Consider the following 20,474-nt stretch of genomic DNA (forward strand, 5'->3'; position numbering starts at 1 on the left):
GGTGGGCAGTCGCTCCAGCGTCCGAGAGTGGCTTGAACAGTTCATGCATTACTACAACCGCCACAGACCCCACCAAGCTCTCGATGGAAAAACGCCGATCGAGAAACTCCAGAACTAGACAGTGCCTCCTGGAGTTTTGTGTCAGTGAGATAGTCTGAACTAAACCAGAAATATATCCTACCTTTGTGTTTATTTTGACTGAGAAATGTTAGAAGTTCTGAATGTCCCCAGAAAACAAACTCCACATCCATACCCTCTTCCTCAGCCCATTTCTCCCACTTTTCCTTCCGATCATTCCATTTCTCTAGGGCAGTTTTGATGCCCTCCCTCGGACTATGAGGTCTATCACAGGGAACGCAGACAAAGTAGCGACTTAGACTAGGGTAGTTCTCTAGGGCTTGTTTCACAGAGCTGTCGATCTGAGACAGGCTCTCGTTGTTTATCCTATCAACATATTTCGCTTGCCAACCCCATATTTCCCCTTCTGGGGATTCCCACTTACACTCAATTCCTGCGTCAGGGTCGCCAATACGCGTATATTTCCAGGATGCCGGGATTTCTTCGTACTTATGAGCGACTTGGCTGCATAACTCCTCGAACCCTTTTCTCCGAGAGTCCTCAATGGGCCTAATGTTTCCAAAATCCACAGATACACTCATTGATAATCCTCTCATCAGGGAGCCATTTCTAATCTATGGTGTTACTCCCTCTCAACCGCTGTTCAATCGAAGCGGTGAGAGTCGTTTCCAGAGATGGTGGTGCTTGACACACACCGTAATGAGATCGTCGAGTCGGTTGGCCCGGTGGGTGAGGTTGTGGCTGCGCGCGCAGCGAAGCGAGCACGGAGCGGAGGGTGGGGCGGCGGGGTCAGGGTCGGTCCGGCACACACCAAAAAAGAAGGGCGACGCGCTCGCCTACTCTTCCCACCACCGACCGCGCTCTGGGAATTCGATCCTGCTCCAGCCCGTGATGGCGATGCTGCACCGCCCCTGGTACCAGTTCTTCTTGACGGCCCGGAACCGGACCGTCTCACCTTCACTCACGACCGTCTTCCGAGAGGCCTCCCAGATGGTGAACTTGATCTTCCCGCTATCGTCCTCGATCAACCCGACCTGAGAAATCGAGGTATCACTCGGATCCCAGAGCTGCGTGATTTCACCTTCGACCGTCACCTCACCGACCGGGACGTCCGGCACGTCCGCGATGGGCACGATCGCCCCCGGCGCCGCCTTCAACTCCTCGAGGGTCTCCAGCACCGCCTTCGTGACGTCCCGACCGCGCTGCACCTTCTCGGCCAGCTGCTTCGCGACGACCGCTCTCGACCAGCCGCCCTGCACTTCGTCGCTGATCCGCATCGCCTGCTCGTTGACCGCCGCGAGTTCGTCTTGCGTCAGCATCTCTCGGGGATCCGTGCGCTCCGCCGGCGCCGGCTCGTCACGACCACACTGCTCGCTGACGACCTCTCGCGTGCGCTGCTCGCGACCCTCCTGCGTTCCGAGCTCGGCCTGGGCACTGATGCGCTCCAGTTCGGCTTCCCGCGCCCGAATGCGCTCTTCCTGTTCGAGGGTGACCCCGTGAATCCGGTCCTCGCTCGTGTCCGCGATCCCGTCCGGGTGGTTCGCATCCACCTTCGCCTGCGTCTCCTGCTCGACCGCCGCCTCGAACTCCGGCGTCTCGTCGACGACCGGGAAGCCGTCTTCATCGACCGCCTGACCGCCCGCTTTCTCGAATGCCTGTTCATCGACCGAAACGACCTTTCCGCTAGCGTTGTTACTGGACATTGGTATCTCTCCAAGGTACCACTGAAGGCGCTCACGCGCCGACACCGCGATGCTACTACATCGCGGTTTTCCGACGACAACGACCGACAGAACCATCTGCGCGCTCTCGCTCGCGCCTTCGCGAGCGCCCTACCGGGCGCGAGCGAGAGCGCGCCTGCATGAGGTGGCCCCAACCAGCACCGCGCGCCGACCCGCCCGGAGCGAGCGGCCAGCGGAGTAAGCGTGGGGGGTGAGCAGCCACGCCGCGCAACCCCCCGCGCTTACCCGCTGGCGTCGAGACCAGATTCATTTTAGCCCGGAACGGGCGCGGGCGGTGCGGAGAGCGCCCGCACGCCCGGAATGGTCGGTCGCGAGCGACGCAGAGGGCGGCAGCGGCGAGCGGGGCGGGCCGTCACGTACTCACCTGTCCAGCCGGCCACGTCGCTCGGTGAGCCATTCACCGTCCTGGTGGACTCAGAAAGGGCGAGGCCGCCTCGGCCGTCCCCCGACCCCGCAAGCACCACAGGTACGAGGCGCGCAGCGGCGGTCGCGGGACGTCGAGCGGCCGAGGGCTTTCGAGAACACTCCCTGTCTCCGCAACGAACGTCGTTATTCGTTGACGCACCCGGACTCATCCTCGACGATGACGTCGACACCGTCCGGTGAGACCTCGAGTGGAATCCCTTCGACAGTAAACTGGACGGCGATGTCCCCATCGGATGAGGCAAGCAACTGTTCGAGCGCATCGATGTCCACGTAATCGTGGAGTTGATAGCCGTCGTCTTCGAGCCCGCATGTCTCCAGTGTCTCGATGATCTCGACGACGAGGTCATTCGGTCCGCCCGAACTGTCCGCTGGAGGGGAATGCATCTGAACACTCGGGGCTTTGGGTGACAGACGTTTAAAACGTTAGGAGTCAACCACAGAAGCGATACGCTTCTCTATTTGACTTAGCGCGTTCGGGATAGTGTCGGCGCAACCAGAAGCGATTATGCGCTTTGACGCCGACTGGATGTCTCGCGCCGATGACCGCATTCTGGAGCATCTCTCTGAGGACGGCCCTGATACCCCCAAGGAAATGGCTGATAGCGACCGCGTCCGGTTCTTCCGGCAACACATCAACGCCCGCTGCAAGACACTCGTCGAATATCGACTCCTCGTCCACCTCGGCAACGGTGTCTACGACATCACACGAGAGGGCGAGCAGTATCTCGCCGGCGACCTCGACGCTCGTGACCTCGACCCCGAATAGCGTCAGCTGTCGCCGGCGACTAGGTCCTCGATGAACCGGAAGCCGTTCACAAACGTCACCGAGTCACCGTACCCCTCACTTGCGAGTACGGTTTCGGCGCCTTCGCCGGCCGCGATGTCGGTCGTGTAGATGTACACCTCGGTCGCCGTCCCCGCGCTGAGATGCTGGGCAGCCAGGGCGGCGAGGGCGGCGTCGGCACGCTCGACTTCGTCGGCAGGGCGATTATCGGCGTTCGCGATGTACCGCTGGACGCCATCCATCACTCGCGAGACGACCGGCTCGGAGAACTCGAGCGGCGCCGCAACCGTCGCCCATCCCTCGTCGATCGCGGTGTCGACGGGTGGCGCCTCGACGTCGGACTCGTCGACAGTCAGCTCCTCGTACACCCGTTCCGGGAGGACGAAGGTGACGTCGTTCCGGCGAGCGAATCGCCGAACAGCCTTGTACCGGCTGTTCGACGGCTGTCCCATCGCGACGAACAGGCCGGTGTCAGCAATGTGGAGCCGGCTCACGCGTCGTTTGCGCCGTCGCCGTCGATATCCAACTCGTCGAGTCCCGCCCCAGCTTCCTCGATGTCGTAGTGCTCGTGGACGACGGGCCGGAGCGCCTGGAGGATCATCTCTGCAGCCAGCGGCGAAATGTCGAGGTCTTCGGCCATCAGCCGGTGGGTCACTTCCCCACGCTCCCGAGCGACGGCGTAGGTGAGCGCCGTCGCGAGGCCGGCGACGCCGTGGCGGTCGATGTAGGTGTCGATGTCGGCGTCCGTCTCGCGGCGGCCGACGGCGTCGATCAGCGCCGGCGTGATCGTGTACTCGCGGTCACTGGCGGCCGTCGTCACGGTCAGGTCGATCTCCCGAGCAGCGTACCGGCGCGGCTGCTCGTCGTCGGTGACGTCGACGACGCCGGCGTCGACGAGCCGGTTGACGTAGCTGTAGGCGGTTCCCTGTGCGAGCTCGAGGTCGTCCATCACGTCCTGGACGGTCGCCTCCCCCTCCCGGGCGAGGTACGCGTACAGCTGAGCCAGCTGTGGCTCCTCGAGGAGATCGGCGACCGAGAGGAAGTCCTGGACGATGTCGCCGTCGGCGCGATTTGAAGTGCGTGACACGGGTCGTTCTTGATTACAGTTTACAGCGAATCAGTAAAGAGTGTTGGGGTCACTCCGCCGGCGCCGCGACGAGATGCTCCTCGAGGTCACGCGTCCAGTAGGTGGCTAGGCCACCGGGGTTACAGCGGGCGCAAAACTGCAACGGGCCTTCCAGATGCCCCAGTTCGACCCGGAATCGCGTGAGCGCTGCGAGCGTGTCGACGACCAGCCCACAGCCGTCACAGGCGACGTGATCGCGCTCGTCGGGATCCGGCTCCGTCTGAATCGCGCAGTCGACACAGATTGGGTGGGTGACCCGCTCGTCCTGCCCCCAGGTGTGGGCCTCGCCAGTCTCGGTACCGGGCAGCGCGTCGCAAAACGCACAGCCGACAAGGGTCTGCTGCATCACTCGCCCTCCGCGTCGGCGTCGCGGCCGGCCGTCCAGCCGCGATGGAAGACGGCCAGCTGCGTCGATGAGTCGAACGTGGTGCCGCTCGGCTCGTGAACCAGAACTTGGTCTTCAGGAACCGGAGTGACGATGTCCGCGTCGACGAGGTCGTTGATCAGGTTCTGGGCTGTCCTGTCGTCGACGTCCGCCGTGTCGACGCTGGCGGCATCGCGGTCCTGGGCGAGCTGTTCCTTCTCGAACCGTTCGTAGTCGCGACTCGTGGCGTCGTGCGGATCGGGACCAGGCATGGTGAGTCACGCAGCGCACGCTATTGCGCGCTGCACGCCTCCTGGCGCCGATAAACAGTCAGGGCCGACAGTATCAGTCCGGTCGCGGGTCTCGATAGCCGATGACGGCGACGTCGTCGATGAACAGGACGCCCTTCATGAAGTCGAGCTTGGTCAGGCTGTGCTGGTAGAGGTTATGGCGGCCGAGATAGTTCACCGGCACTACCAGACAGCCGAACTCGATCTTTGGCCGGCCGTCCTTCTGGGTGCGGTACCCCTTCTGGAACTTGAGAAGGTCGTCGCTGACGTTCTTCCGCTCGCTCTTCTCGACCTCGATGGCGATGCGGGTGTCGGCGTCGTAGAGGTCGACGCTGTAATTAAACCCCTGATGCGACCAGAGCTTGCAGTTCGGGTTGTAACCGCCGGCGGCGTCCCCTTCGTACCCGTACTGCGAGAGCTTGTCGGCGATCGCGGCATCGAAGCCGCCGACCTCTGTGTGCTTCGTCGAGCCGTCGAAGACGCTTGCTGGGACGGCCTCGACGGCCGACCGAATCGACGCCAGCGCATCGTCCGGAAATACCTCGGACGAGGTTTGGGTGCGGCGCTCGCTCAGTTTGGTGACCTCCTCGACGACGACCATACTCGCACTCGACGAACAGTGCGCCGATAAAACCCGTCGCGACGGCCGTTCGTGCGGGCCAGCCGCCAGGATACACTCACTCGAGGGACAGGGCGGTGGGTGGGGGCGAGGGAGTGGATCCACCCCCAGCGTTAACCAACACCGTGTCGGTATCGACCGAGAATGTTGGTTAAGTCTAGCTGCTACGGCGTTCGGAGCTCTCGAACTGGCTTCACGACGAAGGTGTCTGGCTCGCTGGTTGCTTTCTCACCTGACCGCTCCGTTGACGTCGAAGACGACCCCGTGAGCTGGGTGATGAGCTCGTCGCGAACGGTTCGTCGAGGGACGGTGGTCTCGTGCCAGCCCAGCCGGTCGTCGAAGTGCCGTTTCTGGAACTGCTCGCCGACGTCGTCGGCGGCGACGTACTGCGTCCGCGACGACCGTCCGACCTGCCGGGAGACGAAGACGGCGCCCACGGCCTCGTGCGTGAGTTCGACGAGAGCACACTCCACGAGGGCGACGACCGACGCGTGATCCCGGTCGGTCGGAACCGCCATCTCGAGGTCCGCCCACGGCGCCTCATCGTCGGGGGTAGTTCCTGCGTGATCCGCTGCTCGTGTCTTGCTGCGTTGGTCCGAAGCCATCGTCTATCGGGGCACGTGATGCGCCCCGCCACCCCCTCGTGGGGGCAACAGACCCCACCGAAACGCACCCGCTCAACCTATGCGCAAAATCTGATACTTGTGTAGTTTCGCTACCTCCGTGACGGCCCCTCGGCCTGAGAGAGCCGGCGGCCTTCGCACATTGCATATCGCCTCTTTCTTTGGACGAAATCCGCGATATGCAAGGCGAAATAACGGACTCAAATTGCAGAAGAACCTCGTCGGGCTGATTTGAGGGCGTAGAAAGTGCCTCGACGAGTTCCGAGATGATGCTGTGAATTCAAAAATTGCTCGACGGCGGGGTAACGAAGGTGATCACGGGCGTATCTGAATTTCTTGGCGCTACTACTCCACCTCATCTTAGTCTATCGAGGTTCCCCCAGACAGGACTTCAGGTCGTGAAACGCCCCGATTCTCCCGATTCTGGTCGTCATAGCCGCTGAAAATTGCTCGACGGGGATTCAATGAGATCTGTTTCTACTTTTGAGTGGAATTGTTGTAATTCTCAGATTATGATAGGTTGTAGCTGTCGTGCTGAACACGCGAGCATCCGCGAGCGAAGTGAATACTAACCGCTCGAATGAATCGTCATCTCCGACGTTCTCGACTAGTGATGTCACCAAGGAGTATGAGGACACGGCAGAGTTGGTTGGCCAGGGTGAGCCAATTCAACACACTGTGTAAAGTAACACGGGTTTATGGGTCTATGGCGCGATGACGAGGTACGGAGCCCATCTGCACACTATGCGTTCGTGCCCCGATTATGAAGGGGTCGTTTGAGCCGGGTTACCGGACGAACAGGCAGTCTCCTCGTTCTCCTCGCGTGGCCGGCACGTGGGACGCATCACACACCACACGCGTTCCGCAACAGCCACTACCCACTAATGCCTGAGGCCGACGACGAGTTCCACGGAAATGAATGGTCGCAGACGATTATCGACTATCTAGCGGACTCAGACGACGGAACTGCATCGCTCGATGCTCTCATCGAGCACATCATCGACCAAGAGACGAACCCAGTCGCAGCTGACAGAGTTACCGTCAGCTACGAAGTAGTCCACGTGTGTCTCCCGAAACTCGAAGAGAACGGGGTCGTCAAGTTTAACGAACGAACCGAGACAATCAAATACCAACGACCAACAGCGTGATAACCCTGCGATCCGCCTACCGGAGATCCCCCGCAGCGCGCAAGAAGCAATAACGATCTTCTCGAAAAGAAAGTAAATCTGTAGTTCAGAATTGCTCAGCGGGACCCGCGGATTCCTCTTCGACCTGCTCGTACATCTCATCCGGGAACGGGAGGCTGCCCCAGATCGAGTAGGGACACTGGTCCTGGCCGATACAGTAGCGCTGTAGATCGTCGTTATCGCAGTTCATCGGCAACGGCGTGTCGCCGTCGATCGTGTTCGAGAATTCGTAGCGAACCTGGTACTCGGTCTCCTGCTCGTCGTACCACGGCCACCGGGAGAAGACGTCCTTGAGGTCCGCGACGATCTCGTCGAGGCTGCTGTCCTGGTACTGCGGCAGCCACATCACCATCCGCGCGAAGTTATAGAGATCCTTCCGGACGGGCTTCTTCTCGTGTAGCCGCTCCTCCATATTCGCCATACAGGGGAGTTCGAAGAGGTCCTCGATCTCTCGCACTTCGATCTGTTCGGCGCCGGTTCCGGCTCGCCCGATTCGGTACGTATTGACGCGCCCGTCGCGGTCGATCGTGACGGCCGAGTGGGACTCGTGGTCGGCCAGCGTCTTCGCGAGACTGCTCGGACTCGATATCCAGTCCGTTACAGAGGATTCCCACTCGTCCTCGGCGTCGTACGCCGTAACCGCTCGATAGAGCTCCTTCGCCGTGTGGAACTCACCCTTTTGCGCCACGTCATCGGGCGCATCACTAAGAGCCCGCCGGAGGACGCGAATCGTCCGTTCCCCACGGTCCCAGTTCCGCCAGATGCGCTCGTGATGGCCGGTCTCGAGGAAGCGGTCGATCCGCTCCGTAATTGCCGACTCGTTCGTGGTCAGCCACGATAGCTGGTCGTCGGAGAGCCCGTCTTCTTGCACCCGCAGGAGCTTCTTGAACGCCCGCTCAGCGTAGTCCCGATACTTGCTGTCGAAATCACCGACCGGGACGTACAGATTGTTGTCCTTCACTCGCGTCAGTATCTCCCCGCCATCGTCATTCCCTGTCGACGACTCGTCCTCCCGAACGAGACATTTGCGTGACGCCGCCGCCATCGGGATTTCGAGGTACAGGCCATCCCCGAACTCCGGCATCTCCGTGATGCCCGTACAGACCCGACCCGGATGTGGGCCATCCTCACCGGGCTCCTTGCTGTACAGCACGTCGGCGATGTCCTGCTGGAGTGATCCATCGCCGTGGGCGTGCATGAGGGAGGCGAGATTGTTGACGTACAGCTCCCGGATGTCGTAGAGCACCTGAATGTTCCGTGGTGACGCGTGCTCGAACTTCGGGTTTTCTTTCACACAGATCGCACTCAGCGTCGCGAGCACGGCGAGCGTCCCCGGTTCGTCGACGAACGGCTCTTCGGCGGCGTCGACACGGACCTGCTCTTTGAACGCCGCCGTCCCGAACCGCTCGACGTCGTTCACGAGGTCCTCTGGTTGGTCCTCGCCGTCGACGACGTATCGGTTGTAGCCACGCGTAAACAGCTGGTTGATGCGGGTCTCACCGTACTCCAGCGGGAGTGCCGCAACCCGATACGCCATGTCCTCGTCGTCGGTGGGGGTACTCGGACTCATTCGTCGATCACCTCGGGTGTCGCCGACCGAACGTCGAACGCCGGACTCTCGATTGGTTGAACGATGCTACAGACGTCGGCGTGCAGCGAGTAGGGCAGGCGAGCGACACGCCGGCGGTCGGCCGTCACGACGGGATCGATCGGGATGTCGTACGTCTCGAGGAGGAGGTCGTTCAACACTTCGCGACTCTGCTCGTCGTATCGGTGCGCCGGGTCGGTATCCAGCAGGTAGACGTGGACCCCCTGCCCGCTGTACACGACCATCGTCTCCTCGGCGTCGAAATCGTCCTCGAAGATGTCACGCACCTCGAACCCGTATTCGATGGCGCGGTCGATGTCTTCGAAGGCGTACGGATACCCCTCGGGAGCGGCATCGAGGATACCCGCAGCGTCGAGGAGCGCGTCGTCGCCCCGATCGTCGAGGTCCGTCGACACCATCTCGTCCGCTCGGTCTCGGGCGATCTCTTTCGCGTCGATGTCGACGAGGAGGACCCAGGGTCGTTCCCAGTGATCCAGCGCGTAGTAGACGGCGTCGGGCCGTGGGTCCGGTTGCTCCAGCACCTCCGGATCAGCAAGCGCGAACTTGCTCCGCCCCAGCGGGTCGTTGCGAGCGGGGTGGCGTATGAACTCGACGACGTCCTCGAGGTCGTCGAACTCGGGCGTCGTTCGGTCGCCCGACGCATCTGTTTGCCAGGTATCCCGCCGGATGAAGTCCTTGTCCGGCACCTCGTCTTTGCGCACCGGGTGGGACTCGCGAAAGGCGACGGCGTACTGTTTCGGGCCGGTCGCCGTGATGAATTCCGGCAGGTCGTCCAGATAGCGGGGGAACTCCTCGGCATAGTAGGCGTAAATCTCCTCGCGGGTCGCCTGTCGCCAGGTCATTGGTTGAGTTCCTGATCGAGATTTTTGAAGCCCCGAACGGTGGTCAGGCCCGCAGCATCGAACTCGTTGACGGCGTCTCTGATGGTCGCGAACGACCGTGCCGCCCGCCCGCTGACCCGCTCGTCGATTCGATCTGCGTCGGCAAGGCTCTCCAGGACATTGAGCGCCGTCTCGCGATTGTTGAAGGCCCAGATCGCGTCGGCGTCCACCGCGCTGAGTTTGTCGTAATCCTCGACCGGGGCGTGCCGGTTGTTACTCGCGAGCTCTGCTTCGCCGGCCCAGACGAGATCGCCGCCCTCGTCGAAGCCGGCCACGTCCAATACCGTGCCGTCGTCGGTTTCGTAGTACGGTTCCACCCGACCGACGTCGTCCCGCTGGTGGAGCCACAGCTCGAGGAGCCGGACGCCAACCTTGTGTGGCGTTTTCTCGCCGAGATCGCCCGCTCCTGGCCCCGCCTTCAATTCTCTCCCGAGGAGGTCTCGACCGTCCGGGAGGACGGTGTAGTACTTGCGCCCCGCCGCGGAGTCCGCTTCCAGGAGGTCCTGTTCTGTGAGCCGTTCCATATGGAGGTCGTCGTATTCGTCCCGGAGCTGGCTCATCCTGTCCAGTAGCGTGTACTCGTCGTCCTCTCGGTTCATCACGTCGAGGACCCGATTCAGGAATCGGACGTCGTCACGGCTGAGCCCGCGTTGTTGGAGTTCGTCATCGGGGACGGGTACGCTGCTTTCCTGGACGGGCGTTGCCCCGTTCTCCGTCTGCGCTGCTTGGTCACCAGCTGGGTCCTCGTCCGTTTCGGTGGCCTGCCCGAACAGGGGGCTCATCGCTGCCTCGTCTGCATCTGGGTCGCTGTCCGTCTCGACCTGGGTGGTCGACGTCGATGCGTCCTCGGCCGTCGATTCGCTGATGAACGCGGATTGCGTCGGGTCGGTCGCTGCATCGCCGTCGGCAGCCGAGCCCGTCGTCTCACCCCCCGAACTCCCCCAGCCAGTCTCCTCTGGGGAAGTGGTCGACTCAGTCGGCTCTCTCAGCCCGTACTGGGCCTGTGTCCGCTCGACCATCCGTGGCCGGGACACGGACTCGAAATGGTCTTCCTGGGGCTCTGTGAGCGGCTGGTCGCTTTCTGGATGGCCTGGCGCAATCGGGAGCGGCTTCAGCGAAAACGGCGGCGGCCCAGTCTCGCCGAACGACGGACTGGGGAGTTGGGCGATCCACTCGCCGCTCGGCAACGTGTTGATTCGGTTGCGGAGTTCGGTCGGGCTGAGGTCCTCGTGGGCAAGCGACTCCGCGAGGTCGCGCTCGATCGAGATGTTGCCGATGAGCTTGGTCTTGATGTTGTTCAGCACCTCGTCGTAGGCCCGCTCGTTCCGGTTCCGCACCTGCTCGGGGAACTGCATCACGAGGCCCATACTCAGGCCGAACGACCGGCCCTGCGGCAGGAGTTGTTCGGAGACGAGCTTCGTCGACGCGACCGGCGCCGCCTCCTCGATGATGAGGTTCGTGAGCTTCTCGTAGTCGGTCTGGCCGTCGCGCCGGCGCACCTGGACGGCGTCCCAGAGATTGCTCAACAGTAGTAGGGTGATCGCTCGCTGGGCCTCCGGCCGCAGGTCGCCGAGGTCGAAGATGATGGTGGCGTCTTTATCGAGGAACTCGCGGAAGTCGAACCGGTTGTCGACGTACTCGCCGGCGTCATTCTGCTCGGGGACGTGGCTGAAGATTCGCCGGAGATGCGCGTCCTCTTTGAGCTTGTCGAGGCGGTTCCCGACGGCGTCCATCGACACCTGGAACTGGTGGTTGTCCTTCGCGAAGTGGCGCGTCAGCGATTCCTCGATGTTCTGGTTATCCGCTGAGACCGGGGGAATCGTCTGGTCGCGCTGCATCCGGAGCGCGGCGGCGAAGAGGTCGTCCAAGCCGAACACGTCGCTCCCGTACTCCTCGTCGAACAGCGCCTTAATCAGGTAGCTGAGGATCTCGTTCGCGACGAACGCCTGCCCGTACTGCTCGCGGCCCATAATCATCCGGAGGATGTCGTGGAAGTGATCGACCTTGTCCTGAATCGCGTCCTCTCGGTTGCGACCGGCCTCGAGCGCAGGCCGGATGTCGAAGAAGGAGAACGCGGGGATTGTCTCCGGGACGCGGAAGTGGTAGACGTCGTCGAGGCCACTGAACCGCTCGTAGTGGCAGCGCAGGTAGTTCTCACACATCCCGTCCCCCTTCGGGTCGACGAGGACGACGGGGCCACCAGTCGTATCACGGAGCGAGAGCGCGTCGTTGATGATGGCCTTCGACTTCCCGCCACCAGTCGACGCGAACCGCCCGTAATGCGTCGGCAACAGGTCTGGCGGAATCCGAATGGGCTCCGGCCGTGGCTCACCGTTCTCGTCGAGCGCGTAGCCGATTGCCATCCCGTCTTGGAACTGCTGGATTAGATCCGGATTCGGCCACGGGAGCGGGTTCCGACTCTGCTGTTCGGCCCTGGTTCCTCGCGTCCCTTCGACGGTCAACTGTTCGGAGGAGGGAACGAGGACGAAGTTCGCGAGCTCCGTTCCACAGAGGACCAGCTCGGGGCGGGTCTTCCCCCGCCCCGTCATTAACTCGCGATTGAGGAGGCGCTGGAGAGCGGCCCGTGCCTTCTTCTCCTTCGTCTTCTCACGGAAGCCGCTGTCCCGGAGGCGTTGCCCCTCGACCTCGTAGAACGGACCATCAAGCGGGTCGAACACCGGGAGGAGCGAGTCCATCCGACCATCGAGGTCGTCGCGGATGGTGTCGGTGGGGACGCCGACGGCCCGGATGTTGACCGTGAACGACCGTTTGGCGTTCTTCGCGTCGATGTACTCGATCCGCTTCTCGACGGCCTCGCTGAGCTGCCGGTCGTCCTGGTCGCTCCGTTGCTCCTCGACCTCGAGCAACGACCCGACGACTTCCTGGAAGAACGTATCCCGGCCGTCGACGAGGTCCTCTTTCCGTACCTCCGAGTCGGACTGCCAGCTAGCACGCCGTTGGAAGACGACTTGGAACGCGGTCGGCGCTGTCGCCTCCATCAAGTGGTCGATCAGCGACGCCAGCGCCGCGCCGGGCTCGTCGACGGACGAGAGATCGCCGTTCGTTTCCTCTGCCGTGAACGGCGTCAGCGAGGTCATCCAGTCCTGCTTCCGCGACGCGGAGCCACACCACCGGACACCGAGCGGCGAGACAGCATCCTGTGCCGGGCGAGCCAGAATCGTTCCCGCCGGTGTCATCGTCGGCTTCTCGATGGCCCGTCGCTCTTCCTCGTCGTCTGGAAGTGCATCGGGCGGCGCTAGTTCGAGGGCTGAGTCCCCGACAGTCACGTGATGATCGGGGACGCTCGTGGCTGCCGTACCGCCGTCGACAACGGGGTCCGCTTCGGCTGGCTCGGAGTCCTCTGATTCCTCGTCGACGATGTCGTACTGTTCTGCCGGGCCAAACTCGTACTGCAGCCGCCCGGCCTCGTAGTGGTCGACGAATTCCTGCGGTGTGAACTTGACTGGCTGAATGAGCCGAGCGGCGACGTCGACGTCGACGCGCTCGATGTCGAACGTGCTTGGATAGATGGAGCGGAGGCGCTTCTCGAGCGTATCGAGGTGCGCATCGGCCCCGTAGAAGAACTCCACCGGGTCGTCCGGGCCATCACTGATTGCGAGGAACTCGAATCGGGGTGGTGTCTCGCTGTGGAGCGGGTTCAGCTTCGCCCCGAGACCCGACGAGCCGGGCGTGGTCAGCTTGTGGAGGCTGTCGAGGACTCGGGGGATGCTCTCCGGATCGAGTCGCTCGGATGTCGGCGTGACGCGCAGGTACTCAGCCATCGTTGGTCCCCTCCGTCGACCCGCCGTCTGGCTCAGCTTCGACGGCGTCTGATTCCTCGTTCGGTTCGCTCGTTTCGTTCGTTCCGTTCGTTGCTCGATGCTCGAGCTCTTCTTGGAACTCCTCCATCTCGGTATCGACGGCGTCGTCGCCGGCGCCGGGCAATGAAGACCGGATCTGTGAGGTCGGATCGAAGTCGATGACCTGCTTCTCCTTGGGCATCGCTTTGACCTGGATGCCGCGCCACTCGCCGTCGACGCCCACGAGTGCTTCGGAGAAGCCGGCGTCCTCGTTGCCGGGCACGGCGTCCTGGACGAACCGCATCTGTGCGTAGTTCAGGCCGAACTCATCAGCCCACTCCTCGTCCATCCCGTCGAGACGGTGGAACTGCTTGACCGCACACTGGTCCAGAATGGCCTCGCTCTCGGCGTGCTCGAAGAACTCGTCGACGGTCTGCGTGACCAAGCGGATTGAGAGGTCGTGGTGGCGGTGGTGCCGGAACACCGTTTCGAGGAACGCCAGGCTCGCGGCGTCCTGCATGATGTACCGCGCCTCGTCGATGTAGAACACGACCTCCTTCTCCGAGACTTTCGCCCGCTCGTAGACGAGCGAGATGAGCAACTGCATCGTCAGCGCCGTGCTGCTGTCGACGCTGCCCTCCTGCTGGGCGAGATCGAGGTAGATAACCTTCTCGTCCCGAATGTCGAAGTCGGACTCTTGGCCGAGGTTGGCGTGCCGACCGTCGTCCTCGAAGGGGCGGAGCTGGTCGAGTAGCCACGTCGCGTCTTCCTTGATCTTCCCCGCCTCCTCGTCGGACCGGACGACGAACTCCTCGGGGTCGTCAACCATGTCCTCGAAGACGTCCATCATATCCTGAATCGTCGGGCTCGGGTTGCCGTGCGTCGAGATGTCGTCGGTAATCCCGTTTCGCTTGTACGCCCGCTTGAGCCCGAGTTCGAGTGTCGTCCGGCGGTCGCCCAGCGAGATGCCGCGGAGGGCGAAGAAGTTCGTCAGGAAGCTCATCGCGTCGTCGAGCTTCTCGTTGAACGGGCTGGCGTCCTCGCCCATCGCCCGCTGGACGTGCTCGGGCGTCTCCCGAATCTCCAAGGGGTTCAGCCCGAGCGTCCCGCCGACCGTGATGCGTTTGGCGTCGAGTGCTTCGGCGACGCCGGCCCAGTTATTCAGCGGCTCGAGGATGATGCCGATACGGTCCTTGCTCTGCTCGATGGAGCGGATGAAGTTCTGCTTCGAACTGAACGACTTCCCCGAGCCGGTGTCGCCGACGGTGAACATCGCGTACCCGTTGTCCCTGGCGAACGGGTCGATGACCACCGGGCTCTGGTTGTCCTTGTGGATCCCGAACTCGACGCCGCCCTCCTCGAGGATCGTCGCGTTGTGCGGCGAGGAGAGCAACGCGCCGACGGCACCGCCGAGCGCAATCGACGTCCGCCCGAACTCGTTGTCGCCGATAGGTGCGGCGGACTGAAGGGCGAGATCCTGCCGACAGATCGCCGTCTTCGGCGTGAGGTTCGCCGGATCGTCGCGGAGCGCGCTCTTGACCTTCTGGACGGCGTCGCGGAGTTCCTCCTTCTCGTCGGCCCGGACCGTGATGAACATCCCCTGGTCGAAGACGTTCGCGCCGTTCTCGACGGCCTTGTACGTCGCTGCGGCCTCGTTGGCGCGTTCCTGCAGGTAGGCACTCCGGACACTCTGTTCGAGGTCGGCGTCCACTTGGAGGTCGTCAGCGATGTCCTGCAGTTCGTTCCGGGCCCGCTCCTGATTCTTCGGCGTGATGTGGGCTGTCAGATCGAACTGCACGTCCGTCATCTCGAAGAGCTCGGAGAGGTAGCCGTCGTTGGGGTAGTCCGGGTAGTCAGCGATGTACAGCGTCGTCGTCCACTGCTCGCCGACCCGTGCCGCGCGCGTCTCCCACTCGATCGCCGCCGGCGCCGTCACCGTCTTGTGTGACTCAGCGATGTCGTCGAGGAGTCGGCGTTCGGCCGCGCCCTGTTCGATGGTCTCCTCGTCGAGCAGATCCGAGAACTCGACCTCTTCCTCGTCGTCTTCGGTGTACCAGTCCCAGAGGAGTTTCCCGCCGATACCGACCAGTACCGCGAGCAGGATGTAGAGGGCCGCCCCTTCAGCTGAGGTTGGGTTCGTGAGCCACTCCGTGAGCTGGCCGACGGCTCCGCTGCCCGTCTGGAGGACGAGGTTACGCATCGTGGTCATCCTCCCGGCGCGAGTGGCCGATGATGGGTTGTTCGCGAACGACGCTCTCTGCGTCGTCGTACTCGTGTTCGCGGCCGTTCCAGAAGTCCATATTCAACACGAAGAGCTCGACCGTGCTGAGCCGGCGTGCGGACCAGCCCGACGCCTGCTGGATGAACTCCGACCGCACGTCGTTGACTCGGCTGTCCAGCTTCTCGAACATCTGGGCGCGGCGCTCGACGTCGGTGAGGTCCTCCCGGCGGGTCACGAACGGGTTGAACAGGAACCCGATGACGGGGAACTGCGTCAGCTTCTCGGCGGGCGTGCCCTCGTCGCGGAAGCGGTCGTAGACCTCCAGCGGGGTGACCTCGACGCCGATGTAGTACCGTACCTGCTGGATGCCCCGTTCGCGCATCTCCTTCGGCCGCGTCTCCCGATACTCCTCGAGGAGTTCCCGGAAGATGGGGTTTTCTTTGACGTCCTCGTCGTTCAGGCGGTCTTCGATGTTCTCGGTGATCTGTTCGACCGGGAACGAGCGGGTCGTGGCGTGGAGTTTGAGCTTCGAGTCCAGTTCCTTGTTGGCGAACTCCTCGCCGGCGTCTTGGAGCTGTGCCCAGTCGTCGGACATCGCGAAATCCATGTTGCCGGGGTTGATCTCGATGAACGCCTCCATCGTGCCGTCCGCGCGCTGGATCGCGCCAGCGCCCGGCCACGCCCGTTCGATGTTCGTGAGGTCCTGCGTCCGCTCGTCGGGCTTGAACGGCGTGTAGTTCGCGAGCCCGCCCTCGTTGCGCTCTGTCTCGTTGGTACTACTGTCGGCCTCCTCCGGGGCGCTGAACGTGATCTGGGGGCGCTTGACGTAGCGATAGACGTCTTTCGTCCACGTCCACGCGTTGAGGTGGTCGGGCGAGACGTAGACGATCGCGACGCCGAACCCGAAGCCACCTGCGACGAACGGCAGGGCGAGTGATTCGATGCCGGTGAGACCGGCGATGAACAGGCCGACGATCGGGAAGGCGATCAGGACGCCGACGTCGCCTTCCTCGATGTTGAGGTAGGGGATGCGACTCTCCTCACCGAACTGGTCCATGATGCGCCGTGCGGCTGCGTCTTCGTCGATGGACATGGATTGTTAGTAACCTCCAGGGTCGTTCTCGGTCCGCCGGTAGGACGGCGTCCCGCCGTCTTCGTCGCTGTTCGCGCCACGGGCTGCAGCTTTCTGCGCCACAGCGTGTCCCGCTGCGGCCTTCGGTCCCCATCGGGCCGCGGTCGTCGCGACGCCGGCGCCGCCGATGTAGGCTCCAGCGGCGACACCGCCGATGAGGGCCGCTCCTTTCGTCGCACCACCGAGAACCTTCGCCGTGAGTGGGGTCGCGTATTTGAACGTCTTCCACGTGACATAGAGCGCGACGAGAGGAAGTGAAGACGCGACGAGGTACTTGAGGAACGCTGTTCCCGGCGTCAACGTCCCTCCAGAGTAGAGTAGGTCGTATCCTTTGAGGACTATCGCCGCAGGCAGGGGTAGGATGGCCAATGGGACGAACCGTTTGCTGAACCCCATCGCGACATCAGAGAGGACAGGAATGTTGCCATAGGCGACGGCGAACGCGATGGGCATCCCGTACAGGTAGACGTAGAGGAGAATCTGCCGGATGTAGAACAGCGCCTCCAGTGCCCACATCGAAATTCCTCCCATAAGAGCAAAGAGGAGACCAAGACCGGGGTTGGTAATCGACCCCGTTATGAACTGCAACATAGCAGAGCCCAGCGAGGACAGCTCCGGCATCAGGGCAATCGTGAACCCATCAACAAGGTAGAGCGCGAGCGCTCCAATCCAGTACCAGGTAATAATCAGAAAGGCTCCGACCCAGGCAGTCTTCTTGGTCTTCCGAGCCTCGTACGCACTCCCGATATTGAAGATGCGGATAGTGTGTCGTCCCTGAACGCTCATCACAAGTAGCAGCAGAGAAATCAACATGATCTCGCCGCCGATGAGCCCTTCTTGGATTGCTGGCCAAGGGGCGTTACTTGGTTCTCCGAAAATGAACGTCCCGTCAGTCTGGGGAGTCGGAGTGCCAAACATCTCTTCGGTCAGCGTCTGATACCCCGACCGAAGCCCGTCCATGAACAGACCGATGAACCAATCGACGACGTCTTTGAAGCCCTCGAGAACGACGTCTATCAGGTCCACCATCGTTAGGCCTCCGTGATTGAAACCTCGCAGTCACTCATCTCCGTGGATCCGAAGTACTGTACATCGAAGGATTCCGACACCTGGTCGCCGCCAACCTGGGTTCGGACTGTGACAGTGAACTGGCCGCTGTTCCCGTCCGGGGAGCACCCCATTCCCTCCTCAGATTCGGACCCAAACGGGAACGAACCACTGAACAAGTCGGTAGTTTCTCCCGGCGAGATCACCACCTGCTCGGTTTCATACATCCCGCTACCTCGGGGATCTTCAACCGGGTTTGGAACATCACCGGAGAAAATTAACTCAACAACCGCTTCTGGTCCGCTTCCGGTGTTTTCGACGGTGACGTACGCTTCCCCGTTCTTTAGCCGATCCGTCTCGGTATCTCCGTAGACTTCGTCCCACGGCTTCTCAGGGTTATTCCGGTAAAGACCGACCTCTTGAATTCCAATTTCCGGCTGAATCAGTGAGGAACTCTCAGCTAGCGTTTCTTCACCGCTGAGAGCCACAACAGTATACTCTCCAGGCTCGTAAGAAGTTCCGATCTCGAAAGAGACCTGCTGTGACCCAGCAGCGGTTTCTCGCTGACCGAACAGTTCCCCATTCGGCTGGACGAGGTTGATCTGGTCGACTTCCTCCTCTGAGGAGTATTCAACGACGAGTTCTGTCCCCTCTACAGTGACTTGCTGGATGACTCCTCCTTCATCAGACGGTGTTGAGTTCCCGTTACCCGGGGAATCGCCGTTGTTGAGGCATCCGGCCATGCTCACGAGAGAGGCGCCGGCGACTGTTCGGAGGGCGGTCCGTCTACTGAGGTGGGGATTGTCCTGAGTCATGGTTTCTGTCCGAAGATGTCTTCTGGGCCGAGCATCCGCAAGAGGCGCTTGCCAGCGTAGAACATCACGAAGAACGGCAGGAGCTGCCAGCCGACCTCGAACACCAGCGCAAACCAGCCGTCGATCGTCCCGAGTGGGTGCCAGCGGGCCGTCGCGGTATCGCTCACGTACGCCGGGTCGTGACCGAGCCACGAGCCCGGATGGTACCGAGCCGTGTAGATGCCCGGTTCGTCGATGGTCACGATCGCCACCCCCGAGGCGTTGGTCTCGACGCGCTGATCCGCGACCGTGATGTACCCGTTCCGGGTGGTGCCGCCGATTGGATACTGACGGCTATCGTCGAGCGCAATCGGCGCACCAGTTTGATTGTCCCGCAGTTCGACCCTGAGCGTGGCTTGCGACTGATTCTGTTGGATGACCTCGACAGTGAGATTACTGCGGCGGAGCTGTCGCTCGGAGCCGGCGTCCGGCTCGACGATTGACGCATTCACTCCCCGGACGATTCCCCCAACGTGCAGCGCCTCTCGATCGACGTTCTCAGCTCGAACGGCGACGCCGTACGTCGTCGTGTAGGACTGGTTGACGATGTCGATATTGATGTTCTCACCGATGGTGCCGACTGGTGACGGGCGGTCAGTCCCCCAGGTCTCGATGAGTTCCGGCCCGTCTCGAACCGGCTCGGCACGCGGCCCGATCCGCGAAGGATAGGCATGGACGTACACCGGAATCGCGTCTGACTCGACGGTGGCGCTATCCGTGCGATTCGACCGGACGAGCGTGTCCCAGTTGGTGTTCCGAGCGGTGTAGAACCGCCAGATGCCACGGACCCGTGCCTCACCGTCATCCGTGAGCGTGTACCCCTGCCATGGCCGCGACTGGAAGATGGCCACGCCGGCGTCGCCGTTCGGATACTCGGCATAGTAGGGGTACGCCGAGAGGTCGTAGATCTCGACGGCGATCGAATCGGAGACGTTCCGTGTTTCCGTCCGATAGGTGACGTCGACGTCCGTCCGGTCACCCAGGTCGGTTCTGACGGTTTTCTTCAGCCGGACGCTAATCTCCGCTTCCAGCGTGAGATTCGCACTCCAGTCGTCCTCGATCTGGTAGTCGAGGGCAGGCGTATGGGCCCCGTCACGCTCGGCGATGGTCTCGCCGTCCTTCTTCAACCGGACTTCTTCGATCTCGTGCTCCGTGAGCGACCACGAGATAGTCGTGTTGCCGGAGGAACTCCCGTTGGGCACACGAACGCGGTAATCAACCAACCCGCGCATCGTACCATTCGGTGCGATGTAGAGTGGGGTTTCACCGGACTCGAGGTGTCCACGAGTAGAGGGCTGGACCGCGAAGATCGTCGCGTGAGCATCCTCGATGAAGACGCCGTCTTCGAGGTCTGCGTGCGGTGGATGTACGGACGTATCTGGGCCGCCGGCGTCGAGGTCTTCGAAGTCGTTCCGCGTCCACGTCGCCGCAGTCGCCGGCGGTCGTTTGAACGTAACGTCCGTCCCGTTGGCGACCTGATGGACGGCGGAGCGGTTCTCGCCGTAGCGCTGGCGGTACTCTTCTTGGCTGATGTAGTTGTCCGCATCACGTGACCACAGCGTTGCCGACTCGTTTTCCGTGAGCCCGTTCCCCTCCGTACCTGGTCGCGGCGGGTCAGCGGCGACGATACCCGTGACTAGGCTCGTCGCGAGCAAGCCGGCCATGAGCACGGAGAGCTCTCGGTGGTTCAT

19 protein-coding genes are annotated in these 20,474 nt (G+C 62.3%); 3 read left to right on the plus strand and 16 right to left on the minus strand.

Annotation, left to right across the window (positions count from 1 at the left end; genetic code table 11):
- On the plus strand, positions 1–118 hold a 118-nt coding region (locus tag EYW40_RS17210), incomplete at its 5' end, for an integrase core domain-containing protein (RefSeq protein WP_135822899.1).
- Positions 119–914: 796 nt separating this feature from the next.
- Here the strand turns inward: EYW40_RS17210 and EYW40_RS17225 are convergent.
- Positions 915–1,781, minus strand: a complete 867-nt coding sequence (locus EYW40_RS17225) for a DNA-binding protein (RefSeq protein ID WP_135822900.1) — start codon at positions 1,779–1,781, stop codon at positions 915–917.
- A gap of 588 nt (positions 1,782–2,369) precedes the next feature.
- Positions 2,370–2,630: a HalOD1 output domain-containing protein gene (locus EYW40_RS17240; RefSeq protein ID WP_058984760.1), complete on the minus strand. Its 261-nt coding sequence runs from the start codon at positions 2,628–2,630 to the stop codon at positions 2,370–2,372.
- Positions 2,631–2,751: 121 nt separating this feature from the next.
- Between EYW40_RS17240 and EYW40_RS17245 the strand changes: the two genes are divergently transcribed.
- Positions 2,752–3,012 carry a MarR family transcriptional regulator gene (locus tag EYW40_RS17245; RefSeq protein WP_135822902.1) on the plus strand — a complete coding sequence of 87 codons (261 nt, stop codon included), beginning with the start codon at positions 2,752–2,754 and terminating at the stop codon, positions 3,010–3,012.
- A gap of 2 nt (positions 3,013–3,014) precedes the next feature.
- Here the strand turns inward: EYW40_RS17245 and EYW40_RS17250 are convergent, their stop codons facing one another.
- The 6 genes from EYW40_RS17250 to EYW40_RS17275 form a co-directional block, all read right to left on the minus strand.
- Positions 3,015–3,524, minus strand: coding sequence for a PIN domain-containing protein (locus EYW40_RS17250; protein ID WP_135822903.1), 510 nt, complete (start codon positions 3,522–3,524; stop codon positions 3,015–3,017).
- Positions 3,521–4,117, minus strand: a complete 597-nt coding sequence (locus EYW40_RS17255; protein WP_135822904.1) for a DUF7437 domain-containing protein — start codon at positions 4,115–4,117, stop codon at positions 3,521–3,523. The genes EYW40_RS17250 and EYW40_RS17255 overlap by 4 nt, the downstream gene beginning before the upstream one ends.
- A gap of 49 nt (positions 4,118–4,166) precedes the next feature.
- Positions 4,167–4,502: a DUF7558 family protein gene (locus EYW40_RS17260; RefSeq protein WP_135822905.1), complete on the minus strand. Its 336-nt coding sequence runs from the start codon at positions 4,500–4,502 to the stop codon at positions 4,167–4,169.
- Complete coding sequence (locus EYW40_RS17265; RefSeq protein WP_135822906.1) at positions 4,502–4,792, minus strand: DUF8069 family protein; 291 nt, start codon at positions 4,790–4,792, stop codon at positions 4,502–4,504. Before EYW40_RS17265 ends, EYW40_RS17260 begins: the two co-directional genes overlap by 1 nt.
- 73 nt (positions 4,793–4,865) lie before the next feature.
- Positions 4,866–5,411, minus strand: a complete 546-nt coding sequence (locus tag EYW40_RS17270; RefSeq protein WP_135822907.1) for a hypothetical protein — start codon at positions 5,409–5,411, stop codon at positions 4,866–4,868.
- 182 nt (positions 5,412–5,593) lie between these two features.
- Positions 5,594–6,034, minus strand: coding sequence for a DUF8030 family protein (locus EYW40_RS17275; RefSeq protein ID WP_135822908.1), 441 nt, complete (start codon positions 6,032–6,034; stop codon positions 5,594–5,596).
- A 902-nt stretch (positions 6,035–6,936) separates the two neighbouring features.
- Here EYW40_RS17275 and EYW40_RS17280 point away from each other — a divergent pair.
- On the plus strand, positions 6,937–7,200 hold the full coding sequence (locus EYW40_RS17280) for a DUF7344 domain-containing protein (RefSeq protein WP_135822909.1): 264 nt from the start codon (positions 6,937–6,939) through the stop codon (positions 7,198–7,200).
- Positions 7,201–7,285: 85 nt separating this feature from the next.
- On the opposite strand, the gene EYW40_RS17285 is transcribed toward EYW40_RS17280, so the two are convergent.
- From EYW40_RS17285 to EYW40_RS17320, 8 genes are read right to left on the minus strand one after another with little or no spacing between them, the layout of a single operon-like run.
- Positions 7,286–8,809: a primase-associated protein gene (locus EYW40_RS17285; RefSeq protein ID WP_135822910.1), complete on the minus strand. Its 1,524-nt coding sequence runs from the start codon at positions 8,807–8,809 to the stop codon at positions 7,286–7,288.
- On the minus strand, positions 8,806–9,690 hold the full coding sequence (locus EYW40_RS17290) for a bifunctional DNA primase/polymerase (RefSeq protein ID WP_135822911.1): 885 nt from the start codon (positions 9,688–9,690) through the stop codon (positions 8,806–8,808). The genes EYW40_RS17285 and EYW40_RS17290 overlap by 4 nt, the downstream gene beginning before the upstream one ends.
- On the minus strand, positions 9,687–13,511 hold the full coding sequence (locus EYW40_RS17295; RefSeq protein WP_135822912.1) for an ATP-binding protein: 3,825 nt from the start codon (positions 13,509–13,511) through the stop codon (positions 9,687–9,689). The genes EYW40_RS17290 and EYW40_RS17295 overlap by 4 nt, the downstream gene beginning before the upstream one ends.
- Complete coding sequence (locus EYW40_RS17300) at positions 13,504–15,738, minus strand: VirB4 family type IV secretion system protein (protein WP_202614589.1); 2,235 nt, start codon at positions 15,736–15,738, stop codon at positions 13,504–13,506. The genes EYW40_RS17295 and EYW40_RS17300 overlap by 8 nt, the downstream gene beginning before the upstream one ends.
- Positions 15,722–16,843, minus strand: coding sequence for a TraC-like domain-containing protein (locus EYW40_RS17305; RefSeq protein WP_135822914.1), 1,122 nt, complete (start codon positions 16,841–16,843; stop codon positions 15,722–15,724). Before EYW40_RS17305 ends, EYW40_RS17300 begins: the two co-directional genes overlap by 17 nt.
- A 6-nt stretch (positions 16,844–16,849) precedes the next feature.
- Positions 16,850–17,911: a TrbL/VirB6 family protein gene (locus EYW40_RS17310; RefSeq protein WP_135822915.1), complete on the minus strand. Its 1,062-nt coding sequence runs from the start codon at positions 17,909–17,911 to the stop codon at positions 16,850–16,852.
- 2 nt (positions 17,912–17,913) lie between these two features.
- Complete coding sequence (locus EYW40_RS17315; RefSeq protein ID WP_135822916.1) at positions 17,914–18,744, minus strand: hypothetical protein; 831 nt, start codon at positions 18,742–18,744, stop codon at positions 17,914–17,916.
- Complete coding sequence (locus EYW40_RS17320) at positions 18,741–20,474, minus strand: DUF8186 domain-containing protein (RefSeq protein ID WP_202614590.1); 1,734 nt, start codon at positions 20,472–20,474, stop codon at positions 18,741–18,743. The genes EYW40_RS17315 and EYW40_RS17320 overlap by 4 nt, the downstream gene beginning before the upstream one ends.

This window comes from Halostella litorea (genome assembly GCF_004785955.1).
Classification (GTDB): domain Archaea; phylum Halobacteriota; class Halobacteria; order Halobacteriales; family Natronoarchaeaceae; genus Halostella; species Halostella litorea.